The organism is Streptosporangium sandarakinum, assembly GCF_013409935.1.
In the GTDB taxonomy this organism is placed as follows: domain Bacteria; phylum Actinomycetota; class Actinomycetes; order Streptosporangiales; family Streptosporangiaceae; genus Streptosporangium; species Streptosporangium nondiastaticum.
In genome coordinates this window covers 1396216-1415885 of sequence record NZ_JACCCO010000003.1, presented here as the reverse complement: position 1 = coordinate 1415885, position 19670 = coordinate 1396216, and the positions used below count along the sequence as shown (strand labels likewise).

At 73.1% G+C, this 19670-nt stretch carries 18 protein-coding genes; 13 read left to right on the top strand and 5 right to left on the bottom strand.

Features of this window, described 5'->3' with window-relative positions:
- Window positions 1–275: 275 nt before the first annotated feature.
- From HDA43_RS32550 to HDA43_RS32500, 11 genes are all read left to right on the top strand, one after another.
- Complete coding sequence (locus HDA43_RS32550) at window positions 276–1025, top strand: CHAP domain-containing protein (protein WP_179828402.1); 750 nt, start codon at window positions 276–278, stop codon at window positions 1023–1025.
- Between the two features lie 9 nt (window positions 1026–1034).
- Window positions 1035–2069: a YihY/virulence factor BrkB family protein gene (locus HDA43_RS32545; protein ID WP_179828400.1), complete on the top strand. Its 1035-nt coding sequence runs from the start codon at window positions 1035–1037 to the stop codon at window positions 2067–2069.
- A 69-nt stretch (window positions 2070–2138) separates the two neighbouring features.
- Entirely contained in the window at window positions 2139–3050 is a 912-nt protein-coding gene (locus HDA43_RS32540; RefSeq protein ID WP_179828398.1) for a LysR family transcriptional regulator, read from the top strand.
- Window positions 3051–3158: 108 nt separating this feature from the next.
- The gene (locus tag HDA43_RS32535) at window positions 3159–4118 is read left to right on the top strand and encodes a sugar-binding transcriptional regulator (RefSeq protein WP_179828396.1); all 960 of its coding nucleotides are present in this window, start codon (window positions 3159–3161) and stop codon (window positions 4116–4118) included.
- Window positions 4119–4629: 511 nt separating this feature from the next.
- Window positions 4630–5724, top strand: coding sequence for an ABC transporter substrate-binding protein (locus HDA43_RS32530; RefSeq protein WP_218912701.1), 1095 nt, complete (start codon window positions 4630–4632; stop codon window positions 5722–5724).
- A gap of 16 nt (window positions 5725–5740) precedes the next feature.
- Entirely contained in the window at window positions 5741–6529 is a 789-nt protein-coding gene (locus HDA43_RS32525; RefSeq protein ID WP_179828394.1) for an ATP-binding cassette domain-containing protein, read from the top strand.
- Window positions 6526–7761 carry a sugar ABC transporter permease gene (locus tag HDA43_RS32520; RefSeq protein WP_179828393.1) on the top strand — a complete coding sequence of 412 codons (1236 nt, stop codon included), beginning with the start codon at window positions 6526–6528 and terminating at the stop codon, window positions 7759–7761. Before HDA43_RS32525 ends, HDA43_RS32520 begins: the two co-directional genes overlap by 4 nt.
- Window positions 7761–9248 carry an FGGY-family carbohydrate kinase gene (locus HDA43_RS32515; RefSeq protein ID WP_179828391.1) on the top strand — a complete coding sequence of 496 codons (1488 nt, stop codon included), beginning with the start codon at window positions 7761–7763 and terminating at the stop codon, window positions 9246–9248. The genes HDA43_RS32520 and HDA43_RS32515 overlap by 1 nt, the downstream gene beginning before the upstream one ends.
- The gene (locus tag HDA43_RS32510) at window positions 9245–10699 is read left to right on the top strand and encodes an FGGY-family carbohydrate kinase (protein WP_179828389.1); all 1455 of its coding nucleotides are present in this window, start codon (window positions 9245–9247) and stop codon (window positions 10697–10699) included. The genes HDA43_RS32515 and HDA43_RS32510 overlap by 4 nt, the downstream gene beginning before the upstream one ends.
- A complete protein-coding gene (locus tag HDA43_RS32505; protein WP_179828386.1) occupies window positions 10696–11310 on the top strand; it encodes a histidine phosphatase family protein in 615 nt (204 codons plus the stop codon). Before HDA43_RS32510 ends, HDA43_RS32505 begins: the two co-directional genes overlap by 4 nt.
- Window positions 11307–12329: a 2-hydroxyacid dehydrogenase gene (locus HDA43_RS32500; RefSeq protein WP_179828385.1), complete on the top strand. Its 1023-nt coding sequence runs from the start codon at window positions 11307–11309 to the stop codon at window positions 12327–12329. Before HDA43_RS32505 ends, HDA43_RS32500 begins: the two co-directional genes overlap by 4 nt.
- Window positions 12330–12572: 243 nt before the next feature.
- Here HDA43_RS32500 and HDA43_RS32495 read toward each other — a convergent pair whose 3' ends face one another.
- The 5 genes from HDA43_RS32495 to HDA43_RS32475 are packed head-to-tail and all read right to left on the bottom strand — an operon-like array spanning window position 12573 to window position 17703.
- On the bottom strand, window positions 12573–13466 hold the full coding sequence (locus tag HDA43_RS32495) for a serine hydrolase (RefSeq protein ID WP_179828383.1): 894 nt from the start codon (window positions 13464–13466) through the stop codon (window positions 12573–12575).
- 52 nt (window positions 13467–13518) lie between these two features.
- Window positions 13519–15123, bottom strand: a complete 1605-nt coding sequence (locus tag HDA43_RS32490; RefSeq protein WP_179828381.1) for an N-acyl-D-amino-acid deacylase family protein — start codon at window positions 15121–15123, stop codon at window positions 13519–13521.
- Entirely contained in the window at window positions 15120–15872 is a 753-nt protein-coding gene (locus HDA43_RS32485; RefSeq protein ID WP_179828915.1) for an amino acid ABC transporter ATP-binding protein, read from the bottom strand. The genes HDA43_RS32490 and HDA43_RS32485 overlap by 4 nt, the downstream gene beginning before the upstream one ends.
- Before the next feature lie 23 nt (window positions 15873–15895).
- Window positions 15896–16831: an amino acid ABC transporter permease gene (locus HDA43_RS32480; RefSeq protein ID WP_312873654.1), complete on the bottom strand. Its 936-nt coding sequence runs from the start codon at window positions 16829–16831 to the stop codon at window positions 15896–15898.
- Window positions 16822–17703: an ABC transporter substrate-binding protein gene (locus HDA43_RS32475; RefSeq protein ID WP_312873653.1), complete on the bottom strand. Its 882-nt coding sequence runs from the start codon at window positions 17701–17703 to the stop codon at window positions 16822–16824. Before HDA43_RS32475 ends, HDA43_RS32480 begins: the two co-directional genes overlap by 10 nt.
- A 145-nt stretch (window positions 17704–17848) precedes the next feature.
- On the opposite strand from HDA43_RS32475, the gene lysA reads away from it, so the two are divergent.
- A complete protein-coding gene (gene lysA, locus HDA43_RS32470) occupies window positions 17849–19129 on the top strand; it encodes a diaminopimelate decarboxylase (protein WP_246424775.1) in 1281 nt (426 codons plus the stop codon).
- A 291-nt stretch (window positions 19130–19420) separates the two neighbouring features.
- The gene (locus HDA43_RS32465; RefSeq protein WP_179828375.1) at window positions 19421–19621 is read left to right on the top strand and encodes an MbtH family protein; all 201 of its coding nucleotides are present in this window, start codon (window positions 19421–19423) and stop codon (window positions 19619–19621) included.
- The last annotated feature ends 49 nt before the right edge of the window (window positions 19622–19670 follow it).

The window sequence follows — 19670 nt, the reverse complement described above, 5'->3', positions numbered from 1 at the left end:
GTCTCCGGTCCGGGCGACGGGCCTCCGGTCCGGGCGACGGTCTCCCGATTCGGGCCGGCCCCCGGCTGGACCGAGCCTTCCGGGCGGGCATGACAGGCCGGAAATACCGGTCGTTCCCGTGACTCGGCTGATCCGGTAGCAAAATGCCGGACAAATAGCTCTTTTATCGGAAAAGGCCATCTTCTTCGCGTCGCACGGAATACAGTCCGGATTGTCGGACGGCGCCCACCCTTCGCGGAAGGGCGGAGGACACGCGGACGGGGTGGCTGACGGCCTTGGATCCGATCGGTGACGCACTGCTGAAGGCCATGGCGCCGGAGCTCGGGTACCGGCAGCGGGACGGGCAGCCCACCGTGTTCGGCCGGTGGTACTCGGCCAGCGTCGTCCGGGACGCCGAGTACGAGAAGGCCCCCTGGTGCGACATGTTCATCGCCTGGGCCGCGACGAAGGCCGGCGTCGCCGACTACGTCGGCCGGTTCGCCTGGACCCCCTCCCACGCCCGCTGGTTCACCACGCACGGCGCGTGGTCGCGCACGCCCGAACCGGGGGCGCTGGTCTTCTTCGACTGGTCCGGCGGCGGGGACATCGGCGGCATCGACCACGTGGGAGTGGTCGAGAGCGTGGACGGTGGAACGATCCACACGATCGAGGCGAACGTCGACGGCTCCCGGCTGAAGCGCAAGACCCGTGACGAGAGCAAGGTCGTCGGCTACGGCCTGCCGCACAAGGTCAGGGAGAGCCTGACCGGCGCGCCCCCGGCCGAAGGGGCGCCGGTCCCCTCCGCGGTCACGCGGATCGAGGTGCGCCCGGCCCCCGGCCCCGGCGCGCCCGCCATGGCCTTCAGTACGGGGCCGTACGGCGTGCCTGCGGAGACGGTGCCGGTCGCCGGACTGCTGGCCGTACTGCTCGTCGCGACGTTCCTGCTGACCAGGCGGCGGCCCCGTCCCGGGGCGGGCCGGCACCGCAGGCGGGGCCGCCGGCCGGACGGGGTGCCGGAGGGCGGTAGAGCGGCGGGCGCCGGGTAGTGTCCCGCCATGACGGTCACGGGATTCGCCGGGCGGATGGCGGCGTTCTGGACGCGGGCCCGCCGCCGCAACGGCTGGCTGGACCACCTGGTGCGCGCCGGGGTGCGGTACGACCAGGCGGACGGCGGGCGACTGTCGGCCGCGCTCACCTACTACTCGTTCTTCGCGGTGTTCGCGCTCGGGCTGCTGGGGTTCTCGATCATCGGGCACGTGCTGGACGACCCGAAGGTCATCACCACGGTGCAGGTCTTCCTGAGCGAGAACTTCCCCCGCCTGGACGTGGCGGCGCTGCGCGACGCCCGGGGCACGGCCGGGGCGATCGCCCTGGTGGGCCTGCCGCTGACCGGTTTGTTCTGGGTGGACAGCATGCGCTCGGCGATCCGGGCGATCTGGCGATTGGAGGAGTATCCGGGCCCCTACCTCCTGCGCCAGGTGATCGACCTGGGCGTGCTGGCCGGGCTGGGACTGCTGCTGTCGGTCTCCCTCGCGGTTTCCTTCGCCGCCGAGTCGTTGCTGAACTGGATGTTCCTGCACACCGTGGGCGTCACCGACGACGCGACGAGATGGCTGCTGTCGGCGGTCTCGTTCGTGCTCGGCCTGGCGGTGAACACACTGCTGGCCGCCGCCCTGCTCACCGTGACGCCCCGGCTGCGGCTGCCGCTCGGCCGGGTGCTGGGGCCCGCGCTGTTCGCCACCGCCGGGCTGGAGATCCTCAAGACCATCGGCCAGTTCTACCTGGAGACCACCGCGGCCAACCCCGCCTACCAGGTCGTGGCGGGCGCCGTCGGGATGCTGGCCTTCCTCAAGATCCTCAACCAGATCATCCTGTTCGCCGCCGCGCTGTGCGCCACCGGCACCGGCGGGCGGGTCGTCGATCTGGCGGCCCGCACGGAACGGCCTGAACGGCCCGAACAGGCTGAACAGGCTGAACAGCCCGAGCACTCGGGGCATCCGGAGCACCCCGGGAACCCCGGGAACCCCGGGAACCTTGGGCATCCGGAGCGTTCCGAGCGCCCGGCCGTGACCACCGTCCCGGACGCCTGACCGGCCCGTTCCCCAGTCGGCGACCGCACCGACTCCCTCATACCCTGACAATTACCCCATACTGAGGCGGTGTTGAGCAGTCACCGCCTCCGGGTCCTGCTGGAGGTCTTCCGTACGGGGAGCATCGCCGGCGCCGCGCGCGTCCTGCGGCTCTCACCGTCGGCCGTCTCCCACCAGCTGTCCCGGCTGGAGGAGGAGGCCGGGGTGGGCCTGGTCGAGCGGGGCGCCCAGAGCCTGCGGCTGACCGCGGCGGGCCGGCGGCTGGCGACCCGCGCCCAGGAGGTGCTCGACATCATCGAGGCCGCCGAGAAGGACCTGCTGGCGCAGGCCAGGGCCGACGCCGGGCAGCTGCGGATCGGGTTCTTCGCCTCGGCGGGGTACCGGTTGCTGCCGCTGGCGCTGTCGGCCTTCACCGCCCGCCACCCGGCGGTGGAGCTGGACCTGGTGCTCGGCCAGCCCCACGAGCTGATGCCCGACCTGGAGCGCGGCGCGCTCGACGTGCTGGTGGTCTTCGAGCACGCGCTCGACCCGTGGAAGCCGCCGGAGGGGGTCGAGGTCACCCACCTGTTCGACGAGCCGCAGCTGCTGGTCGTGCCGCCCGGCCACCCCGCGGGCAGATCGCAGCGGGTACGGCTCGCCGACCTGGCCGGGGAGCCGTGGATCACCACCTACGGCACCGGCACCCCGGTCTCGGTGCTGGAGCGGGCCAGCGCGCTGGAGGGCTTCAGCCCGATGATCCGCTGCCGCAGCGACCACTACGAGGTCACGCTCGGGCTGGTGCGGGCCGGGCTCGGGGTGGCGCTGGTGCCCAGCCTCGGCGCGCGGGGCGCCCCCGGCGTCCAGGTGTGCCGGCTGGACGGGCCCCGGCTCTACCGCAGGATCGGCGCGGCGGCCCGCCCGACCAACCCCAACCCGGCTCTGCGCTCCTTCATCGACTACCTGCGCGACGCCTCGGCCCGGCTCCGCAACGCGTCGCACTGATCACCGGGCCGCGCCGGGGATCGCTAGCCTTTCCCTCGGAGAGCGCGCAGGTATAGTCAACGCTCATCCGTTCAGCACATATGTTCAGAGCCTAGGGAGAGCCCGCCCATGAACGCCGCCGACGCCGCACCGGAGGCACAGGCCCGGTTCCCCCAGGAGCTGATGTACGCGGCGGCGTCGCAGTACTACCTTGAGGACGCCACCCAGGCCGACATCGCCAAGCGGCTGGGCGTCAGCCGGGCCACGGTGAGCCGGCTGCTGACCGAGGCGCGCCGGCACGGCATCGTGGAGATCCGGGTGCACCGGCCGACGACGCTGGAGGAGGGCCCGCTGGCCGCCGAGGTGGCCGCCGCGCTGGGCCTGCGGCGCGTCTTCCTGGTGCCCAGGGTCGGCGGTCCGGCGCTGGGCCCGTGGCTGGCCCCGGGCCTGGCCAGGGCGCTGGCCGCGGCGGGCCTGGAGTCCGGCGACGTGCTGCTCGTCTCCTCCGGCAGCACGGTCTACGAGTGCGCGCGGGAGAGCCTGGGGCGGTTCCCCGGCGTCACGATCGCCCCGGCCGTGGGCGGCCAGGAGGACCCGCAGCCCTGGTTCCAGACGAACGAGACCACCCGCCTGCTGGCCGAGCGCGTCGGGGGCGTGCCCAGCTACCTGTACGCGCCCGCCCAGCCGGGCCCCGAGCTGTTCTACTCCCTGCAGCACGAGCCGTCGGTGCGCAAGGTCATGGACCTGTGGGCGCACGCCAGGTGCGCGATCGTCGGCGTCGGCTCGCCGCCGCTGACGCGCCAGGTCGTGCCCGCCTTCGTGCCCCGCCACGCCGACGGCCTGCGCGACGCCGTCGGCGACGTGTGCTCGCGCTTCTACGACCGCGACGGCGAGCCCGTCGGCTACCCGGGCAGCGAGCGGCTGGTGGCGACCAGCCTGGAGCAGCTGCGCCGCATCCCCGTCTCGATCGCGGTGGCGGTCGGCCCGGAGAAGGTCCTGTCGATCGTCGCCGGGGCCAGGGGCGGCTACTTCAACCAGCTCGTCACCGACGCCCTGACCGCGGAGAGCCTGCTGTCGGCGACCCGCTGACGAGAGACGGCCCCCTGACGAAAAGGTCCTGACGGAAGGGGCCCCGGCGGAAGGGGACGTCCGTCCGCGACCCGCCGTAGCCACCCGCACCGCACCGCCCGCCGTACCGCGCCGCGCCGCACGACGCACGACGCACGACGCCGCCCCCGTACCGCACCGCACCGCTCCCGTACCGCCGTACGGTGCCGCCCGCCGTACGACGCCGCCCCCGTACCGCACCGCCGCACCGCGCCGCCCGCCGTACGACGCCGCCCGCCGCCGGGTCCGCTGACGGACGGTGACGCCCCCGCGCGCCCCGCGCTCCGGGAGGGAACTCACCGGTCACCACGCGCGCATGAAGGCCAGGTCACGGGCCAGGAAAATCCCTGAACACTTTTGCTGGACAAATATTCCGGACACGGCTAGCGTGTTCGGCCACGGCGCATCACCGCGTGTAGCGGACCGTGCCCGACCTCGGGGGACCGCGTAGCAGATCCGCTCCGCGAGGACACAGCAAGCAAGGGAAGAATCCGTGAAGAAAGCTCATATGCGGACATCGGCGTTCGCCGCGGTGGCGGTCATCGCAGGCATGGCGCTCACCGCCTGTGGTTCCGACTCCACCGGAGCGGACGGCGGCACCGGCGGCAGCGGTGGCGGGAGCGCGGAGAACGCCAAGGTGGCCTTCCTCATGCCCGACCTCGCCTCCACCCGGTACGAGCTGGCCGACAAGCCGCTGTTCGAGGCGAAGATGAAGCAGCTGTGCTCAAGCTGCACCGTCATCTACCAGAACGCCGACTCCGACGCCTCCAAGCAGCAGCAGCAGGCCAACTCGGCGCTGGCCCAGGGCGTCAAGGCCATCGTGATCGACCCCGTCGACTCCGCCGCCGCCGCGACCATCGTCAAGTCGGCGCAGGCGCAGAACGTGCCGGTCATCGCCTACGACCGGCCGATCCCCACCACTCCGGCCGACTACTACGTCTCGTTCGACAACGAGAAGATCGGCTCGATGATCGGCCAGTCCCTGGTCGACCACCTCAAGAAGGAGAACGCCGAGGGCGGGATCCTCCAGGTCAACGGCTCCCCGACGGACGCCGCCGCCGGCCTGATCAAGAAGGGCATCCACAGCGCGGTCGACCCGAGCGGCTTCAAGCTGCTGGCCGAGTTCGACACCCCCGACTGGTCGCCGGAGAAGGCCCAGGGCTGGGTCAGCGGCCAGATCACCAAGTTCCGCGACCAGATCGCGGGCGTGGTGGCGGCCAACGACGGCACCGGAGGCGGCTCGATCGCCGCGTTCAAGGCGGCGGGCGTGAAGGTGCCGCCGGTCACCGGCAACGACGCCGAGTCGGCCGCCGCCCAGCGCATCATCTCCGGCGACCAGTACAACACGATCTCCAAGCCCATCAAGACCGTGGCCGAGGCCGCGGCCGACGTGGCCTACCAGTTCGTGCAGGGCAAGAAGCCCGCGGGCAAGACCACCCTCTACGACACTCCCTCGGAGCTGTTCACCCCCACGGTCGTGACCAGGGACAACATCAACGAGGTGCTGTTCCAGAGCGGAATCATGAAGGCGTCCGAGGTGTGCACGGGTGAGTACGCCAAGGGATGCGCCGAGCTCGGCATCAAGTAGATCTCGAGGAGCCCCTTTGTCCGCCACCCAGCAAAAAGACAGCGTCCTGTCCCTGCGCGGGATCAGCAAGACCTTCGGTGCGGTCGCCGCGCTCACCGACATCGACCTCGATGTGGCGGCGGGTCAGGTCGTGGCCGTCGTCGGGGACAACGGCGCCGGCAAGTCGACGCTGGTCAAGGTCCTGTCGGGCGTGCACTCGCCGGACTCCGGCACGATCACCTTCGACTCGAAGACGGTCGGCATCCCGAGTCCGGCGGCCGCCCACCGGCTCGGCATCGCCACCGTCTTCCAGGACCTCGCGCTGTGCGAGAACCTCAACGTGATCCAGAACCTCTTCCTCGGCCAGGAGCTCCGCCCGCTCCGGCTGAACGAAGTGGCGATGGAGACGCGCTCGTGGGAGCTGCTCCGCCAGCTCTCGGCGAAGATCCCCAGCGTGCGGGTGCCGGTGGCGTCACTGTCGGGCGGCCAGCGGCAGACCGTCGCGATCGCCAGGTCGCTGCTCGGCGACCCGAAGATCATCATTCTCGACGAGCCGACCGCCGCCCTGGGCGTCGCGCAGACGGCCGAGGTGCTCAACCTGGTCGAACGGCTCCGGGAGAACGGCCTGGGCGTCATCATGATCAGCCACAACATGGCGGACGTGAAGGCGGTCGCCGACACCGTGGCCGTGCTGCGGCTGGGCCGTAACAACGGGGTGTTCGACGTGAACGACGTCTCGGTCGAGGACATCATCGCCGCCATCACCGGCGCCACCGACAACGTGGTGTCGCAGCGCCGGGCGCGCCGCAAGGAGGGGCTCTCATGACCACCACGCTCGCCACCGACCGCCAGGACGAGCGGCTGCAGAGCCGCGAGGGGCTGCGCGGCGCGGTCACCGACGTGATCGAGCGGGCCCGCGGCGGCGACCTCGGCGTGATCCCCGTCGTGGTCGGCCTCGTGGTGATCTGGGCCGTGCTGCAGATCCTCAACCCGGTCTTCCTGTCCAGCACCAACCTGGTCAACCTCACGCTGGAGTCGGCCGCGGTCGGCGTCATCGCGCTCGGCATCGTGTGCGTGCTGCTGGTCGGGCAGATCGACCTGTCGGTCGGCTCGGTCAGCGGCCTGTCCGGCGCGGTGCTGGCGGTGCTGTTCGTCGACAAGGGGCTGCCGGTCTGGGCGGCCATCCTGGCGGCGATCGCGCTGAGCGCGGCGATCGGCTGGGTGTACGCCCAGCTGTTCAACCGCTTCGGGGTGCCGAGCTTCGTCATCACGCTGGCCGGGTTGCTGGCCTTCCTCGGCCTGCAGCTGTACGTGCTGGGCACCAAGGGATCGATCAACCTGCCGTTCGACTCGGCCCTGGTGAACTTCGCGCAGCTGGCCTTCGTGCCGCAGTGGCTGTCGTACACCTTCGCGGTCGTCGCCGCGGCCGGGCTGTTCGCCAGCGGCTACCTCCACGCCCGGGAGCGCCGCCGGGCGGGCCTTTCGGCCAGGACCACCTCCATGCTGGCCGTACGGAGCATCGCGCTGCTGGCGGTGCTGGCGTTCGTGGTCTGGTACCTCGGGCAGACCCGCGGCGTCGGCTGGATGTTCGTCCTGTTCGTCGCGCTGGTGCTGGTCATGCACTACCTGCTGTCACGCACCAAGTGGGGCAGGTCGGTCTACGCCGTCGGCGGCAACGTGGAGGCGGCGCGGCGGGCCGGCATCAACGTCCGGGCCGTCTACACCTCGGTGTTCATGCTCTGCTCCTCCTTCGCCGCGGTGGGCGGCATCCTCGCCGCCGCCCGGCTGGCCGCCGCCAACCAGAGCAGCGGCGCCGGCGACGTGAACCTCAACGCCATCGCCGCCGCCGTGATCGGCGGGACGAGCCTGTTCGGCGGGCGCGGCACCGCGTTCGGCGCGCTGCTCGGCATGATCGTCATCCAGTCGATCTCCAGCGGCCTGACGCTGCTGAACCTCGACTCCTCCATCCGGTTCGTGGTGACGGGCGTGGTGCTGCTGCTGGCCGTGGTCGTCGACTCGGTCGCGCGCAAGTCGCGGACCTCCCACGGGCGGGCCTGATGGCGGCGATCTGCGTCGACGCCGGAACCACGGTGGTCAAGGCGGTCGGCTACGACGAGGCGGGGGCGGAGGTCGCGGTCGCCCGGCAGGAGACCGGCGTGTCCCGCCCCGCGCCCGGCCACGCCGAGCAGGACATGAACACGGTCTGGGCGGCGGTCGCGCGCACGGTGCGCGCGGTCGCCGACCGGCTCGCCGACGCCTCGGCCGGGACCGTCGACTTCGTCGCGGTCACCGCCCAGGGCGACGGCGCCTGGCTGGTCGGCCCCGACGGTGAGCCGACCGGCCCGGCGATCCTGTGGAACGACGGCCGGGCCACGGCCGCGGTGGACGCCTGGAACCGCTCCGGCGCTGCCGGGCGCGCCTTCCGCGTCAACGGCTCCGCCGCCGCCTCGGGGCTGCCGCACGCCATCCTCACCTGGCTGCGGGAGCACGACCCCGAGCGGCTGGAACGCTCGGCGGCCCTGCTGACCTGCGGTGGATGGATCTTCTCCCGGCTGACCGGGGAGATCGCCGCGGACGAGTCCGACGCCTCGGCACCGTTCATGGACCTGCGCGCCCGTGCCTACTCCCCCGAGCTGATGGCGCTGTTCGGCCTGGAGTGGGCCGCGCGGCTGCTGCCAGAGCCGCGCGGCGACGCGCGCCGCGTCGCCGCGCTCACCGCGTCCGCCGCCGCGTCGCTGGGCCTGCCCGCCGGGACCCCGGTCGTGATGGCCCCCTACGACATCGTCTCCACCGCCGTCGGGGCGGGCGCGGTGGGCGACGGCCGGGCGTGCAGCATCCTGGGCACCACGCTGTGCACCGAGACCATCGTCGCCGAACCCGGCCTCGACGGCCCCGCCGTGGGCATCACGATCGCGGCCCCCGGCGGCTACCTGCGGGCCTTCCCCACCTTCGCCGGGGTCGAGGTGATCAACTGGGTCTGCCGCCTGCTCGGGCTGCCCGGTCCGGCCGCCCTCGGCGAGCTGGCCGCGGCGAGCCCGCCGGGCGCGGGCGGGCTGGCGTTCCTGCCCTACCTGTCCCCCGCCGGGGAGCGGGCGCCGTTCTGCGACCCGCTCGCCCGGGGCTCCTTCCTCGGCATGTCGTTCGACCACGACCGTGAGCACATCGCCCGCGCCGTGTTCGAGGGCCTCACGTTCGTCGTCCGCGACTGCCTGGACGCCTTCGGCCCCGCCGTGCGGGAGCTGCGGGTGTGCGGCGGCGGCTCGGCGAGCGACCTGTGGGTGCGGATGATCGCCGACGTCACCGGCCTGCCGGTGCTCCGGCCGGCCGACTCCGAGGTCGGCGCCCGCGGCGCCTTCCTCGTCGGCCTGGCCGCGACGGGCGCCGCCGCCGATCTTGAAGAGGCGGCCGGGCGCCACGTGCGGCTGCGCGACGCCGTACGGCCGCGGCCCGGCGCCTACGAGACCTTCTACCGGGACTTCCTCGCGCTGCGCGAGACCGCCGCCCGGTCCTGGCCGCTGCTCGCCGGAACGCGGAGCCGCTCATGAGCGTGTGGATCGGCATAGACCTGGGCACGCAGAGCGTGCGCGTGATGGCCGTCACCGGCGACGGCCGGGTGCTCGGCGCGGCCGGCAGGCCGCTGACCAGCCACCGCGACGGCCCCCGGCACGAGCAGGACCCCGAGCAGTGGTGGGAGCAGCTGGCCGCCGCCGCCCGCGAGGCGCTGCGCGACGTGCCGCCCGGCCCCGTCGGCGGCGTGGCCGTGGACGCCACCTCCGGCACGATCCTGCTCACCGGCGACGACGGCCGGCCCCTCACCCCCGGGCTGATGTACGACGACCGGCGGGCGGCCGGCGAGGTCGATCGGGTCAACGAGGCCGGCGCGCGGGTCTGGGACCGGCTCGGCTACCGCCGTATGCAGGCCAATTGGGCGCTGCCCAAGCTGCTGTGGCTGCTGCGCGACGCCCCGGCCGGGGCGCGCCTGGCGCACCAGAACGACTTCGTCAACCGCCGCCTGACGGGCCTGCCGGTCGCCACCGACCTGAGCAACGCGCTGAAGACGGGCGTGGACCTGATCGACGAGCGCTGGCCGTCGGACGTCCTGGACGCCCTCGGCGTCCCCGCCTCCGTGCTGCCCGGCGTGGTACGGCCCGGCACCGTGCTCGGCGAGGTCTGCGCCGGGGCCGCCGAGGCCACCGGCATCCCGGCGGGCACGCCGGTGGTCGCCGGCACCACCGACGGGTGCGCGGCGCAGCTCGGCGCGGGCGCCCTCACGCCCGGGAGCTGGAACTCGGTGATGGGCACCACGCTGGTGCTCAAGGGCGTCACCCGGGAGCTGGTCCACGACCCGCTGGGCGTCGTCTACTCCCACCGCGCCCCGGACGGCTCGTGGTTGCCGGGCGGCGCGTCCAGCACCGGCGCGGGCGTGCTGGCCCGCGACCTGGCCGGGCGCGACCTCGACGCGCTCAGCCGCCTGGCCGCCGGCCGCTTCGGATCCGGCGGCTCCTCCGCCGACCCGTCCGCCACCGTCTACCCGCTGGTCTCGCGGGGAGAGCGGTTCCCGTTCGCCGCGCCGGAGGCGGAGGGCTTCACCCTCGGCCACGTCGGCGACGACGTCGACCGCTACGCCGCGATCCTGCGCGGCGCCGCCTACATCGAGCGGCTCTGCTTCGACTACCTCGATCTGCTCGGCGCCCCGGTGGACGGCGAGATCGTGCTGACCGGCGGCGCGACCCGCAGCGCCTACTGGAACCGGGTCAGGGCCGCCGTGCTGGGCCGGCCGGTGACCCTGCGGGAGAACGCCGAGCCCGCGCTCGGCATGGCCGTCCTCGCCGCCGGGCCCGCCTCGGCGGCGCGGATGGTCCGCACCCGCGAGGTCGTCGAACCCGGCGGTGAGGACCTGCGCGAGTACTACCTGCGGTTCGTCGCCGAACTGGAGGACCGCGGCTGGCTGCCCACGGAGGCCGCCGCCCACGCCCGGAGAAGGAGCACCCGATGACCCGGCTCGTACTGGCCCGCCACGGCGAGACCGTCTGGCACGCCGAGAACCGCTACGCCGGCGTCACCGACGTCGAGCTGACCCCGCGCGGCCACGAGCAGGCCGGACGGCTGGCCGCCTGGTCCGCCGCGGCCGGGCTCGCCGCAGTCTGGACGTCCACGCTGAGCCGGGCCCGGATCACCGCCGAGGCGAGCGCCCGCGCGGCGGGCGTCGAACCGCGGGTGGACGCCCGGCTGTGCGAGCTGGACTTCGGCCGGGGTGAGGGGCTGACCTCCGCCGAGATGCACGAGCGGTTCCCCGAGGCCCGCGCCGCCTTCGAGGCCGATCCCGCCGCCCACCCGCTGCCCGGGGGCGAGGACCCCGGGCGGGCCGCCGCCCGGTTCACCGCCGCCCTGGGCGACATCGCCGCCGCCCATCCCGGCGGGCGGGTGCTGGTGGTGGCCCACACGACCGCAATCAGGCTCGCGCTGTGCGGGCTCATCGGGGTGCCGCTCGGTTCCTACCGGCGGCTCTTCCCGCGCCTGGACAACTGCGCCGTCACCGAGCTGCGCCTCGACGGCGGGCAGGTCGCGATCCTGCAGTTCAACTCTCCGATTGGAGCCGTTCGTTGACCATCCGAATCCTCGCCGCCGGTGACCACTTCGTGCGCAGCGACCTCCTGGCGGACGCGCTCAGGCAGGTGGTCCCCGGCGGCGCCGACATCCGCGAGCTGACCCTGCCGTGGCCGGTCGTGCCGTTCGGCCGGGTGGGCGAGGTCGACGAGGCGTCCGACGTGGAGGAGGAGCTGATCGAGGCGCTGCGTGGCGTGGAGATCTGCGTGACCCAGATGGCCCCGCTGACCCGGCGGGTCCTCGACGCCTGCCCCGACCTGAAGCTGTTCTGCGTCAGCCGGGGCGGCCCGGTCAACGCCAACCTCCAGGCCGCCACCGAGGCCGGGGTGACCGTCACGTTCGCGCCGGGCCGCAACGCGGTCGCCACCGCCGAACACACGGTGGCCATGCTCCTGGCCGCCACCCGGCGCATCCCGCAGACCAACGCCGACCTCGCCCGGGGCGTGTGGCGGGGCGACTACTACATGTACGACCACGTGGGCCCGGAGCTGGAGGGCGGCACGGTCGGCCTGGTCGGCTACGGCGCGATCGGCAGCCGGGTGGCCCGCATGCTGGAGGGGTTCGGCGCCGAGGTGCTGGTGTACGACCCCTACGTCACCGGCGTCCCCGGTCAGGTGGAGCTGGAGGAGCTGCTGCGCCGTTCCCGCTTCGTGTCCCTGCACGCCCGGGTCACCCCGGAGACCACCGGCATGATCGACGCGAAGCGGATCGCGCTGATGCCCGCCGGGTCGGTGCTGGTCAACTGCGCCCGGGGCGCGCTGCTCGACTACGACGCCCTGTGCGACGCCCTGGACTCGGGTCACCTGTTCGGCGCCGCGGTGGACGTCTTCCCCACCGAGCCCATCCCCGAGGGGTCCCGCCTGCTCACCACACCCAACCTGGTGATGACCCCGCACCTGGCGGGGGCCAGCAAGGAGACGGCGGCCAAGGCGGCGCGGATCGTCGCCGAGGACGTGGCCCGCTACCTGCGCGGCGAGCCGGTCGCCCACCACGCCAATCCCGTCCTCGCCGCCTCCTGAACCGCCGCTCCGGAGGCCGTCCCCGGCGTGCCGGGGTTCCCTGAGGACCCGGCGCGCCGGCCTCCCGGGGCGGCACGGCGGGCGCACCCGCCCGCGCCCGCCGGCTCGTGAGAACGCCCGGACCCCCGCGACGGGGATCCGGGCGTTCGGGCCTTCCCGGTGGGGCCTCGGGAGAGGAGTCTCAGGAGGCCTTCCCGGTGAAGCCTCGGGGGGTGAGCCTCAGGAGGCCTTCCCGGTGGAGCCTCAGGGGGTGAGACCCGCCAGGCGGGCGATGGCCAGGCCCGCCCGGCGGGCGCTCCGCACCAGGGCGTGCTCGCTCCCGGCGGGCCCGTTGGCCACCACGGCGTAGCCGATCCGCCGCTCCGGGCCGATCATGACGCCCACGTCGGCGCGCACGCCGGTGTCGGTGCCGGTCTTGTTGGCCACCCAGACCATCCCGCGCGGGGGCGCGGCGGGGATCACGCGGTCCTCGGGCTCGTGCGGCAGCAACGCGGGCACCAGGCTCCGGTCGGTGTTGTGCGCCATCCAGCGCAGCATGGTCCGGCTCCACTCCTCCGCGCCGTCGAGCCGGGCGGCGAACCTGGCCAGCTCGCCGGCCGTGCCGAGGGCGAAGGCCGGCGGGTGCGACGGCAGCCGGGGCTCGCGGATCCGGTCCAGGACACGGGTGCGCGTGAAGCCCAGCCCGGCGGCGACCTCGGCGACCCGGTCCAGGCCGATCCGGCGCAGCAGCGCGTTGGTGGCGGTGTTGTCGCTCACCGAGGCGACCAGCACCGCGAGATCCCCGACCGGCCAGCGGTCGCCGGACAGCGCGCCCATCAGGCCGGAACCGCCGCAGCGGTCATCGGGGCGGATCTCCACGGTCTCGGCCTCCTCCAGCGCGCCGGCGGCGATGTCCCGGGCCGCGGCGGCCAGCAGCAGCAGCTTGCCGGTGCTGGCCAGGACCAGCTCGGTGTCCTCGTGGCGGGAGATCATGCCGGGCACGGACACCGCGACCGTGCCCGGACCGTCCAGACCGTCCAGACCGTCCGTAACATCCAGACCGTCCAGACCGCCCGTGTCGTCCGGGCCGTCCGGAGCGTCCGGTCCCGCCGGGCCCTCCCGGTTCGCCGGGCCGTCCGGCGTGCCGTACTCGGTCATCGTCTCCCCTCCGTCGTCCGCCGTACGGTGCCCGTACCGCCGTGACCGTTTCTCATACCGCCAGCACCGCCCCGGGCCGGACGCCGGTCCCGGCGCCGTCGCGGACCACCGTCTCACCGGCGACGAGCACCGAGTGGACGCCCGCCGGCGGCAGCAGCGGGTCGGCGAAGGTGGCGCCGTCGGCGACCGTGCCGGGGTCGAAGACGACCAGGTCGGCGTGGGCGCCGTCGGCGATCACGCCGCGCCCGGCCAGCCCGAACCGCTCCGCCGCCATGCCGGTCATCTTGTGCACCGCCGTGGGCAGGTCGAGCAGGCCCAGCTCCCGGACGTAGCGGCCCAGCACCCGCGGGAACGTCCCCGCCCAGCGCGGGTGAGGCCGGCCGCCCGGCTTGGGCACCCCGTCGGAGCCGATCATCGAGTACGGCGCCGCCAGCACCCGCCGCACGTCGTCCTCGATCATCGAGTGGCTGATGATGGTGACCTCGCCCTGCTCTGCCACGAGCAGGTCGGCGGCCACGTCGAGGGGGTCCTGTCCGCGGGCGGCGGCCAGCTCGGCGATCGTGTGCCCCTCCGTCTCGGAGTGGCGGGGCGCGCAGGCGACCGAGATGCGGTCCCACCCGCCGTTGCCGACGGTGTTCTCCCAGCCGGGCACGCCCTCGGCGATGGCCCTGCGCATCAGGTCACGCTGGCCGGGGTCGGCCAGGCGCACCGTGAGCGCGGTGACCCCTCCCTCGGAGGCCCAGGGCGGGAGCATCGCGGCCAGCGCCGTGCTTCCCGCAGTATAGGGATAGACGTCGCAGGTGACGTCCATCCCTCCGGCGCGCAGCGCGGCGATCCTGGGCAGGGTCCGCTCGGTCCGCCCCCAGGCGTACTTCCCGGCGGTCTTGTGGTGGGAGACGTGCAGCGCCGCGCCGCTGCCGCGGGCGATCTCCACGGCCTCCTCCAGCGCCTCCTCCACCCGGGACATCTCGTCGCGCAGGTGGGTGACGTACGGCTTGCCGTGCCGGGCGGCGACGGCCGCGAGCGCGGTCACCTCGTCGGTGCCGGCGTAGGTGCCGGGGGTGTAGATGAGGCCGGTGGACAGGCCGGCGGCGCCCGCCGTCAGCGCCCGGTCCAGCAGCGCGCACATGGTCTCCAGCTCGGCGGCGGTGGCGGGCCGGTCCACCGGTCCCATCACCCCCGAGCGCAGCGTGCCGTGCCCGACCAGCGAGGCCAGGTGGTTGGCGCGGGGAACGGCGGCGTGCGCGGCGGCGAACTCGGTGAAGCCCTCGTACATCCCGACGTCGCCGCCGAAGGAGACGCGGGTCTCGGCGCGCATCGCGGCCAGCCGTTCCGGCAGCGCGGGAAAGAGGCTGGAGCCGCAGTTGCCGCAGATCTCGACGGTGACGCCCTGCAGCACGGAGGCGCCGGCCAGGTCGCGGCCCGTCTCACCGCCGATCAGGGTGACGCCGTCGGAGTGGGTGTGCACGTCGATGAACCCGGGCGCGACGGCCAGTCCGGTGACGTCGCGCACCTCCCGGGCCCCGGCGCGGGAGCCGGGCGGCAGGAGGGTGAGGCGGCCGGCGTGGACGCCGACGTCGGCGTGCCGGGCCGCGCCTGGACCGGCGGTGCCGTCGATCACCAGGCCGCCGGTCAGCAGCAGGTCGAAGTCGCTCAAAGCACCTGCCCCAGGAAGGCGCGGAAGCGCTCGTGGCGGGGGGCGGCGAGCACCTCGCGGGGGTTGCCGCGCTCGACGACCACTCCCCCGTCGATGAAGATCAGGTCGTCGCCGACCTCGCGGGCGAAGCCCATCTCGTGGGTCACCACCATCATGGTCATGCCGCTGGCGGCCAGGTCGCGCATGACGGCGAGGACCTCCTGGACCAGCTCGGGGTCGAGGGCGCTGGTCGGCTCGTCGAAGAGCATCAGCTTGGGGTCCATGGCCAGGCTGCGGGCGATCGCCACGCGCTGCTGCTGGCCGCCGGAGAGCTGGGCCGGGTAGTGGCCGGCGCGGTCGGCCAGGCCGACGCGTTCCAGCAGCTCCATCGCCCGGGTGCGGGCCTTGTCCTTGGGGACGCCCCTGACCACGACGGGGCCCTCCATGACGTTCTCCAGCGCGGTGCGGTGCGGGAACAGGTGGAAGCGCTGGAAGACCATGCCGATGTCCTGCTTCTGGCGGGACAGGGCGGCGGGGCTGAGGTGGTGCAGCCGGCCGTCGCGCTCGGCGTAGCCGATGAGGTCGCCGTCGACCCAGATGCGGCCGGAGTCGATGGTCTCCAGGCGGTTGACGCAGCGCAGCAGCGTCGACTTGCCGGACCCGGAGGGGCCGACGACGCAGACCACGCCGCCCACGGGCACGTCCAGGCTGATGCCCTTGAGCACCTCGACCGCGCCGAAGCACTTGCGCACCGAGCTGATCCGCACCATGGGCCGGGTGCCGGTTCCGGTCGTCACGCGTTCCCCCTGCCGAACGGCCGCAGGTTGCGGCGGATCCTGGTCGGCAGCGCGTGGTGACCGCGCTCGAAGCGCTTCTCGAGGAAGTGCTGGCCGACGCTCGCGATGGTGGTGAGCACCATGTACCAGATGGAGGCCACGATCAGCATCGCGATGACCTCGAAGTTGCCCAGGTAGATGCGCTGGGAGACGGTGAGCAGCTCGGCCCCGGCGATGACCGAGACCATCGAGGTGGTCTTGAGCATCGAGATGAACTGGTTGCCGGTGGGCGGGACGATCACCCGCATCGCCTGGGGCAGCACGACCCGGCGCAGCACCTGCCGGTGCGACATGCCGAGCGACTCGGCCGCCTCGCGCTGGCCGGGGTCCACCGAGCGGATGCCCGCCCGGACGATCTCGGCCATGTAGGCGCCCTCGTTGATGCCGAGGCCGAGCAGGGCCGCGGTGAAGGGCGTGATCAGCTCGTTGGCCTGCCACTCGAACAGCTTGGGGCCGTCGAAGGGGACGCCGATGCCGAAGGTGGGGAAGACCAGGCCGATGTTGAACCAGAAGATGAGCTGGACCAGCAGCGGGGTGCCGCGGAAGAACCAGGTGTACAGGGCCGAGGCGCCCCGCAGGACGGCGCTGCCGGACAGCTGCATCACCGCGGCGAGGACGCCCAGGGCCAGGCCGATGGCCATCGACAGCACGGTGAGCTGGATGGTGACCCACAGGCCGCCCAGGACCCGGCCGTCACCGAGGTAGGCGACGATGACGTCCCAGTGCAGGTTCTCGTTGACGATGATCGTGTAGGTGAGCCAGACCAGGAAGAACCCGGCGACGAGTGCCGCGATCCACCGGCCGGGCCGGGGCGGGCGGATCGCGTCGATGGGCAGGTCCGGCTCCTGGGCGGCGGAGGTCCCGGGTTCTCCGGGGATCTTGGTCACTTCCACGGCTTGGTGTTCACCATGACCTCGGGGACGGCGTTGGCGGCCACGCCGTACTTCTCCAGGATCTGCCGGTAGCCGCCGTCGGCGATCAGCTCCTGCATGGCCTTGGCCACGGCGTCGCGCAGGCCGGTGTTGCGCCGGTCGATCGCGATGCCCCAGGGGCCGGCGTCGTACTGCTCGGACAGCACGTCGTACTTGCCGGTCTCCTTGGCGTACATCGCCGCGACGGGCGAGTCGACGATGGTGGCGACGGCCCGGCCGGAGTCGATGCTCAGCAGGCCGGTGGGGGCGTCCTCGCTCTGGATGATCTTCATCTTGTCGGCGCACTTGGCGTCCTGGCGCTGGCCGATGGCGAGGTTGGAGCTGCCCTTGGCCAGCACGATGGACCGGCCGCACAGGTCCTCAAGGGTCTTGATGCCCTCGGGGTTGCCCTTCTTGACCATGATGGCGCCGCCGGCGTTGAAGTAGTCGACGAAGTCGACGGCCGCGCGGCGCTCCTCGGTGTCGCTCATCGAGGACATGGCGATGTCCCAGTTGCTCGCCTGCAGGCCGGGGACGAGGCCGTCGAAGGCGGCGTTGGTCACCTTGGCCTTGAGCCCGAGCTTGGCGGCGATGGCGGCGGCCAGGTCGGGGTCGACGCCGATGAGCTCCTGGGTGCCCTCCTTGTACATCTCCATGGGCGGGTAGCCCTCCGAGGTCGCCATCCGGAGCTCGCCGGTCTTGCGCACCGACTCGGGCACCAGGTCCTTGGCGGACTTGCCGGCCGCCGCGGCGGCGCCGCTCGTGTCGCTCCCCGACGACGAGCGCCCGCAGCCGCCGGCGAGTGCCGAGACGACCAGCGCGGCAGCAACGACTGAATACAGGCGCTTTGTCACGGAACCTCCTGCTTTGCGAATAGTGCAGCTCATCGTGCCGACGGTGGATAACGACCCGAACACACCTGAATGCTTGCGAGTCTGAGCCCCGAAATATTCGATGCTCGGCCCGCGCGACGACCGCCCGGCCCTACCGTCGTCACCCATGAGCCTGGTGATCGAGAACGGCTGGCCGCGCACCGCGGAGTGGACCGGCGGGGAGCTGCGCCTCGGCGGGATCGGCGTGCGCGACCTGGCCGCCGAGTTCGGCACGCCCGCCTACGTCCTCGACGAGGAGGAGTTCCTCGCCCGCTGCGCGCTGTGGCGCGACGCCCTCCCCGACGGGGAGGTGCACTACGGCGGCAAGGCGTTCCTCTGCCCGCAGGTGGTGCGCTGGCTGGACGCCGCCGGGCTCTGCCTCGACGTGTGCACCGGCGGCGAGCTGGCCGTCGCCATGGCCGGGGGCATGGACCCGGCGCGGGTGGTCTTCCACGGCAACAACAAGTCCGTCGCCGAGCTGCGCCGCGCCGTCGCCTGGGGCGTCGGCTGCGTGGTCGTGGACTCCTTCACCGAGATCGAGCGGCTCGCCGCCCTGGCCGCCGAGGCCGGGACGCGCCAGCGCGTGATGATCCGGGTCACCCCGGGCGTCACGGCCCACACCCACGAGTTCATCGCCACCGGCGGCGACGACTCGAAGTTCGGCTTCTCACTGAACGCCGGCCTGGCCGCCGAGGCGGTCCGCCGCGTCCTGGCGGAGGACTCGCTGGAGCTGGCCGGCCTGCACTCCCACATCGGCTCGCAGATCACCGACCTCGGCGGCTTCGCCCTGGCCGCCGGCCGGATGGCCGCCTTCCTCACCGCCTGCGAGGACGAGCACGGCGTGACCATCCCCAAGCTGGACCTGGGTGGCGGCCTGGGCATCGTGCACCGGCCGGGCGACCCGGTGCCGCCGAGCCCCGCCGAGGTGGTCGCCGCGCTGCGCGCGGCCGTGCCCTCCCGGGTACGGCTCGCCGTCGAGCCCGGCCGCTCCATCGCCGGGCCCACCGCCGTCGCCCTCTACGAGGTCGGCACCGTCAAGGACATCCCCGGCGTGCGGACCTACGTCAGCGTGGACGGCGGGATGAGCGACAACCCGCGCCCGGCGATGTACGGCGCCGCCTACACCGCGGTCCTGGCCTCCCGCGCCTCGGACGCCCCGGAGCGGCCGGTCACCGTGGTCGGCAGACACTGCGAGAGCGGCGACGTGCTCGTCCGCGACCTGCCGATGCCGGCCGACGTGCGGCCGGGCGACCTGCTGGCGATCCCCGCCTCGGGCGCCTACCAGCGGTCGATGGCCAGCAACTACAACCACGTGACCAGGCCGCCGGTGGTCGCGGTGCGCGACGGGGCGGCGCGGGTGATCGTGCGCCGTGAGACCGAGGAGGACCTGCTCCGCCTCTACGTCTGACCTGGGGCGCGGGCCGGGGTCCGGCGCGTGCGGGCATGCGACGGCGAGGCGCGGCCGGTCATCGTTCTTCTCCCCCGTCTCCTGCCGGTGATCCCCGGCATAGCGGGATCTTGTGGTGTTTCTCCGGCGCTGTCAAGGGTTGACAGCGCCGCGGTCTCGAACGGCATACTCCGGATTCGCACTACTCAACATAGGACAGGTGTGTCCGGCCATCGGTGGGCCCCGCGTGGTACCGCTGCGTCCGATCAACCGGATGGCACGGACGACCACACCTGACGGCACGGAGTTCACATGAGCAACCCGTTCGAAGAAGAAAACGGCCGCTACCTCGTCCTGGTGAACGGCGAGGGACAGCACTCCCTCTGGCCGGTTTCCATCGACGTCCCGGGCGGCTGGGAGGTCGCGCACGGTGAGGACAGCCGGCAGGGCTGCCTCGACTTCATCAACGCGCGCTGGACCGATATGCGGCCGCGCAGCCTTTCCGGGTCCTGAGTCGGCGGGACCCGCACGTCCGCCCGGCACATCGCCGGTTTTCCTGCTT

What these genes read in the sequence shown, in the direction of transcription:
- HDA43_RS32545 (WP_179828400.1), top strand. Translation starts at nt 1,035, where the DNA reads ATGACGGTCACGGGATTCGCCGGGCGGATGGCGGCGTTCTGGACGCGG.
- HDA43_RS32535 (WP_179828396.1), top strand. Translation starts at nt 3,159, where the DNA reads ATGAACGCCGCCGACGCCGCACCGGAGGCACAGGCCCGGTTCCCCCAG.
- HDA43_RS32520 (WP_179828393.1), top strand. Translation starts at nt 6,526, where the DNA reads ATGACCACCACGCTCGCCACCGACCGCCAGGACGAGCGGCTGCAGAGC.
- HDA43_RS32515 (WP_179828391.1), top strand. Translation starts at nt 7,761, where the DNA reads ATGGCGGCGATCTGCGTCGACGCCGGAACCACGGTGGTCAAGGCGGTC.
- HDA43_RS32510 (WP_179828389.1), top strand. Translation starts at nt 9,245, where the DNA reads ATGAGCGTGTGGATCGGCATAGACCTGGGCACGCAGAGCGTGCGCGTG.
- HDA43_RS32505 (WP_179828386.1), top strand. Translation starts at nt 10,696, where the DNA reads ATGACCCGGCTCGTACTGGCCCGCCACGGCGAGACCGTCTGGCACGCC.
- HDA43_RS32495 (WP_179828383.1), bottom strand. Translation starts at nt 13,466, where the DNA reads ATGACCGAGTACGGCACGCCGGACGGCCCGGCGAACCGGGAGGGCCCG.
- HDA43_RS32485 (WP_179828915.1), bottom strand. Translation starts at nt 15,872, where the DNA reads ATGGTGCGGATCAGCTCGGTGCGCAAGTGCTTCGGCGCGGTCGAGGTG.
- lysA (WP_246424775.1), top strand. Translation starts at nt 17,849, where the DNA reads ATGAGCCTGGTGATCGAGAACGGCTGGCCGCGCACCGCGGAGTGGACC.
- HDA43_RS32465 (WP_179828375.1), top strand. Translation starts at nt 19,421, where the DNA reads ATGAGCAACCCGTTCGAAGAAGAAAACGGCCGCTACCTCGTCCTGGTG.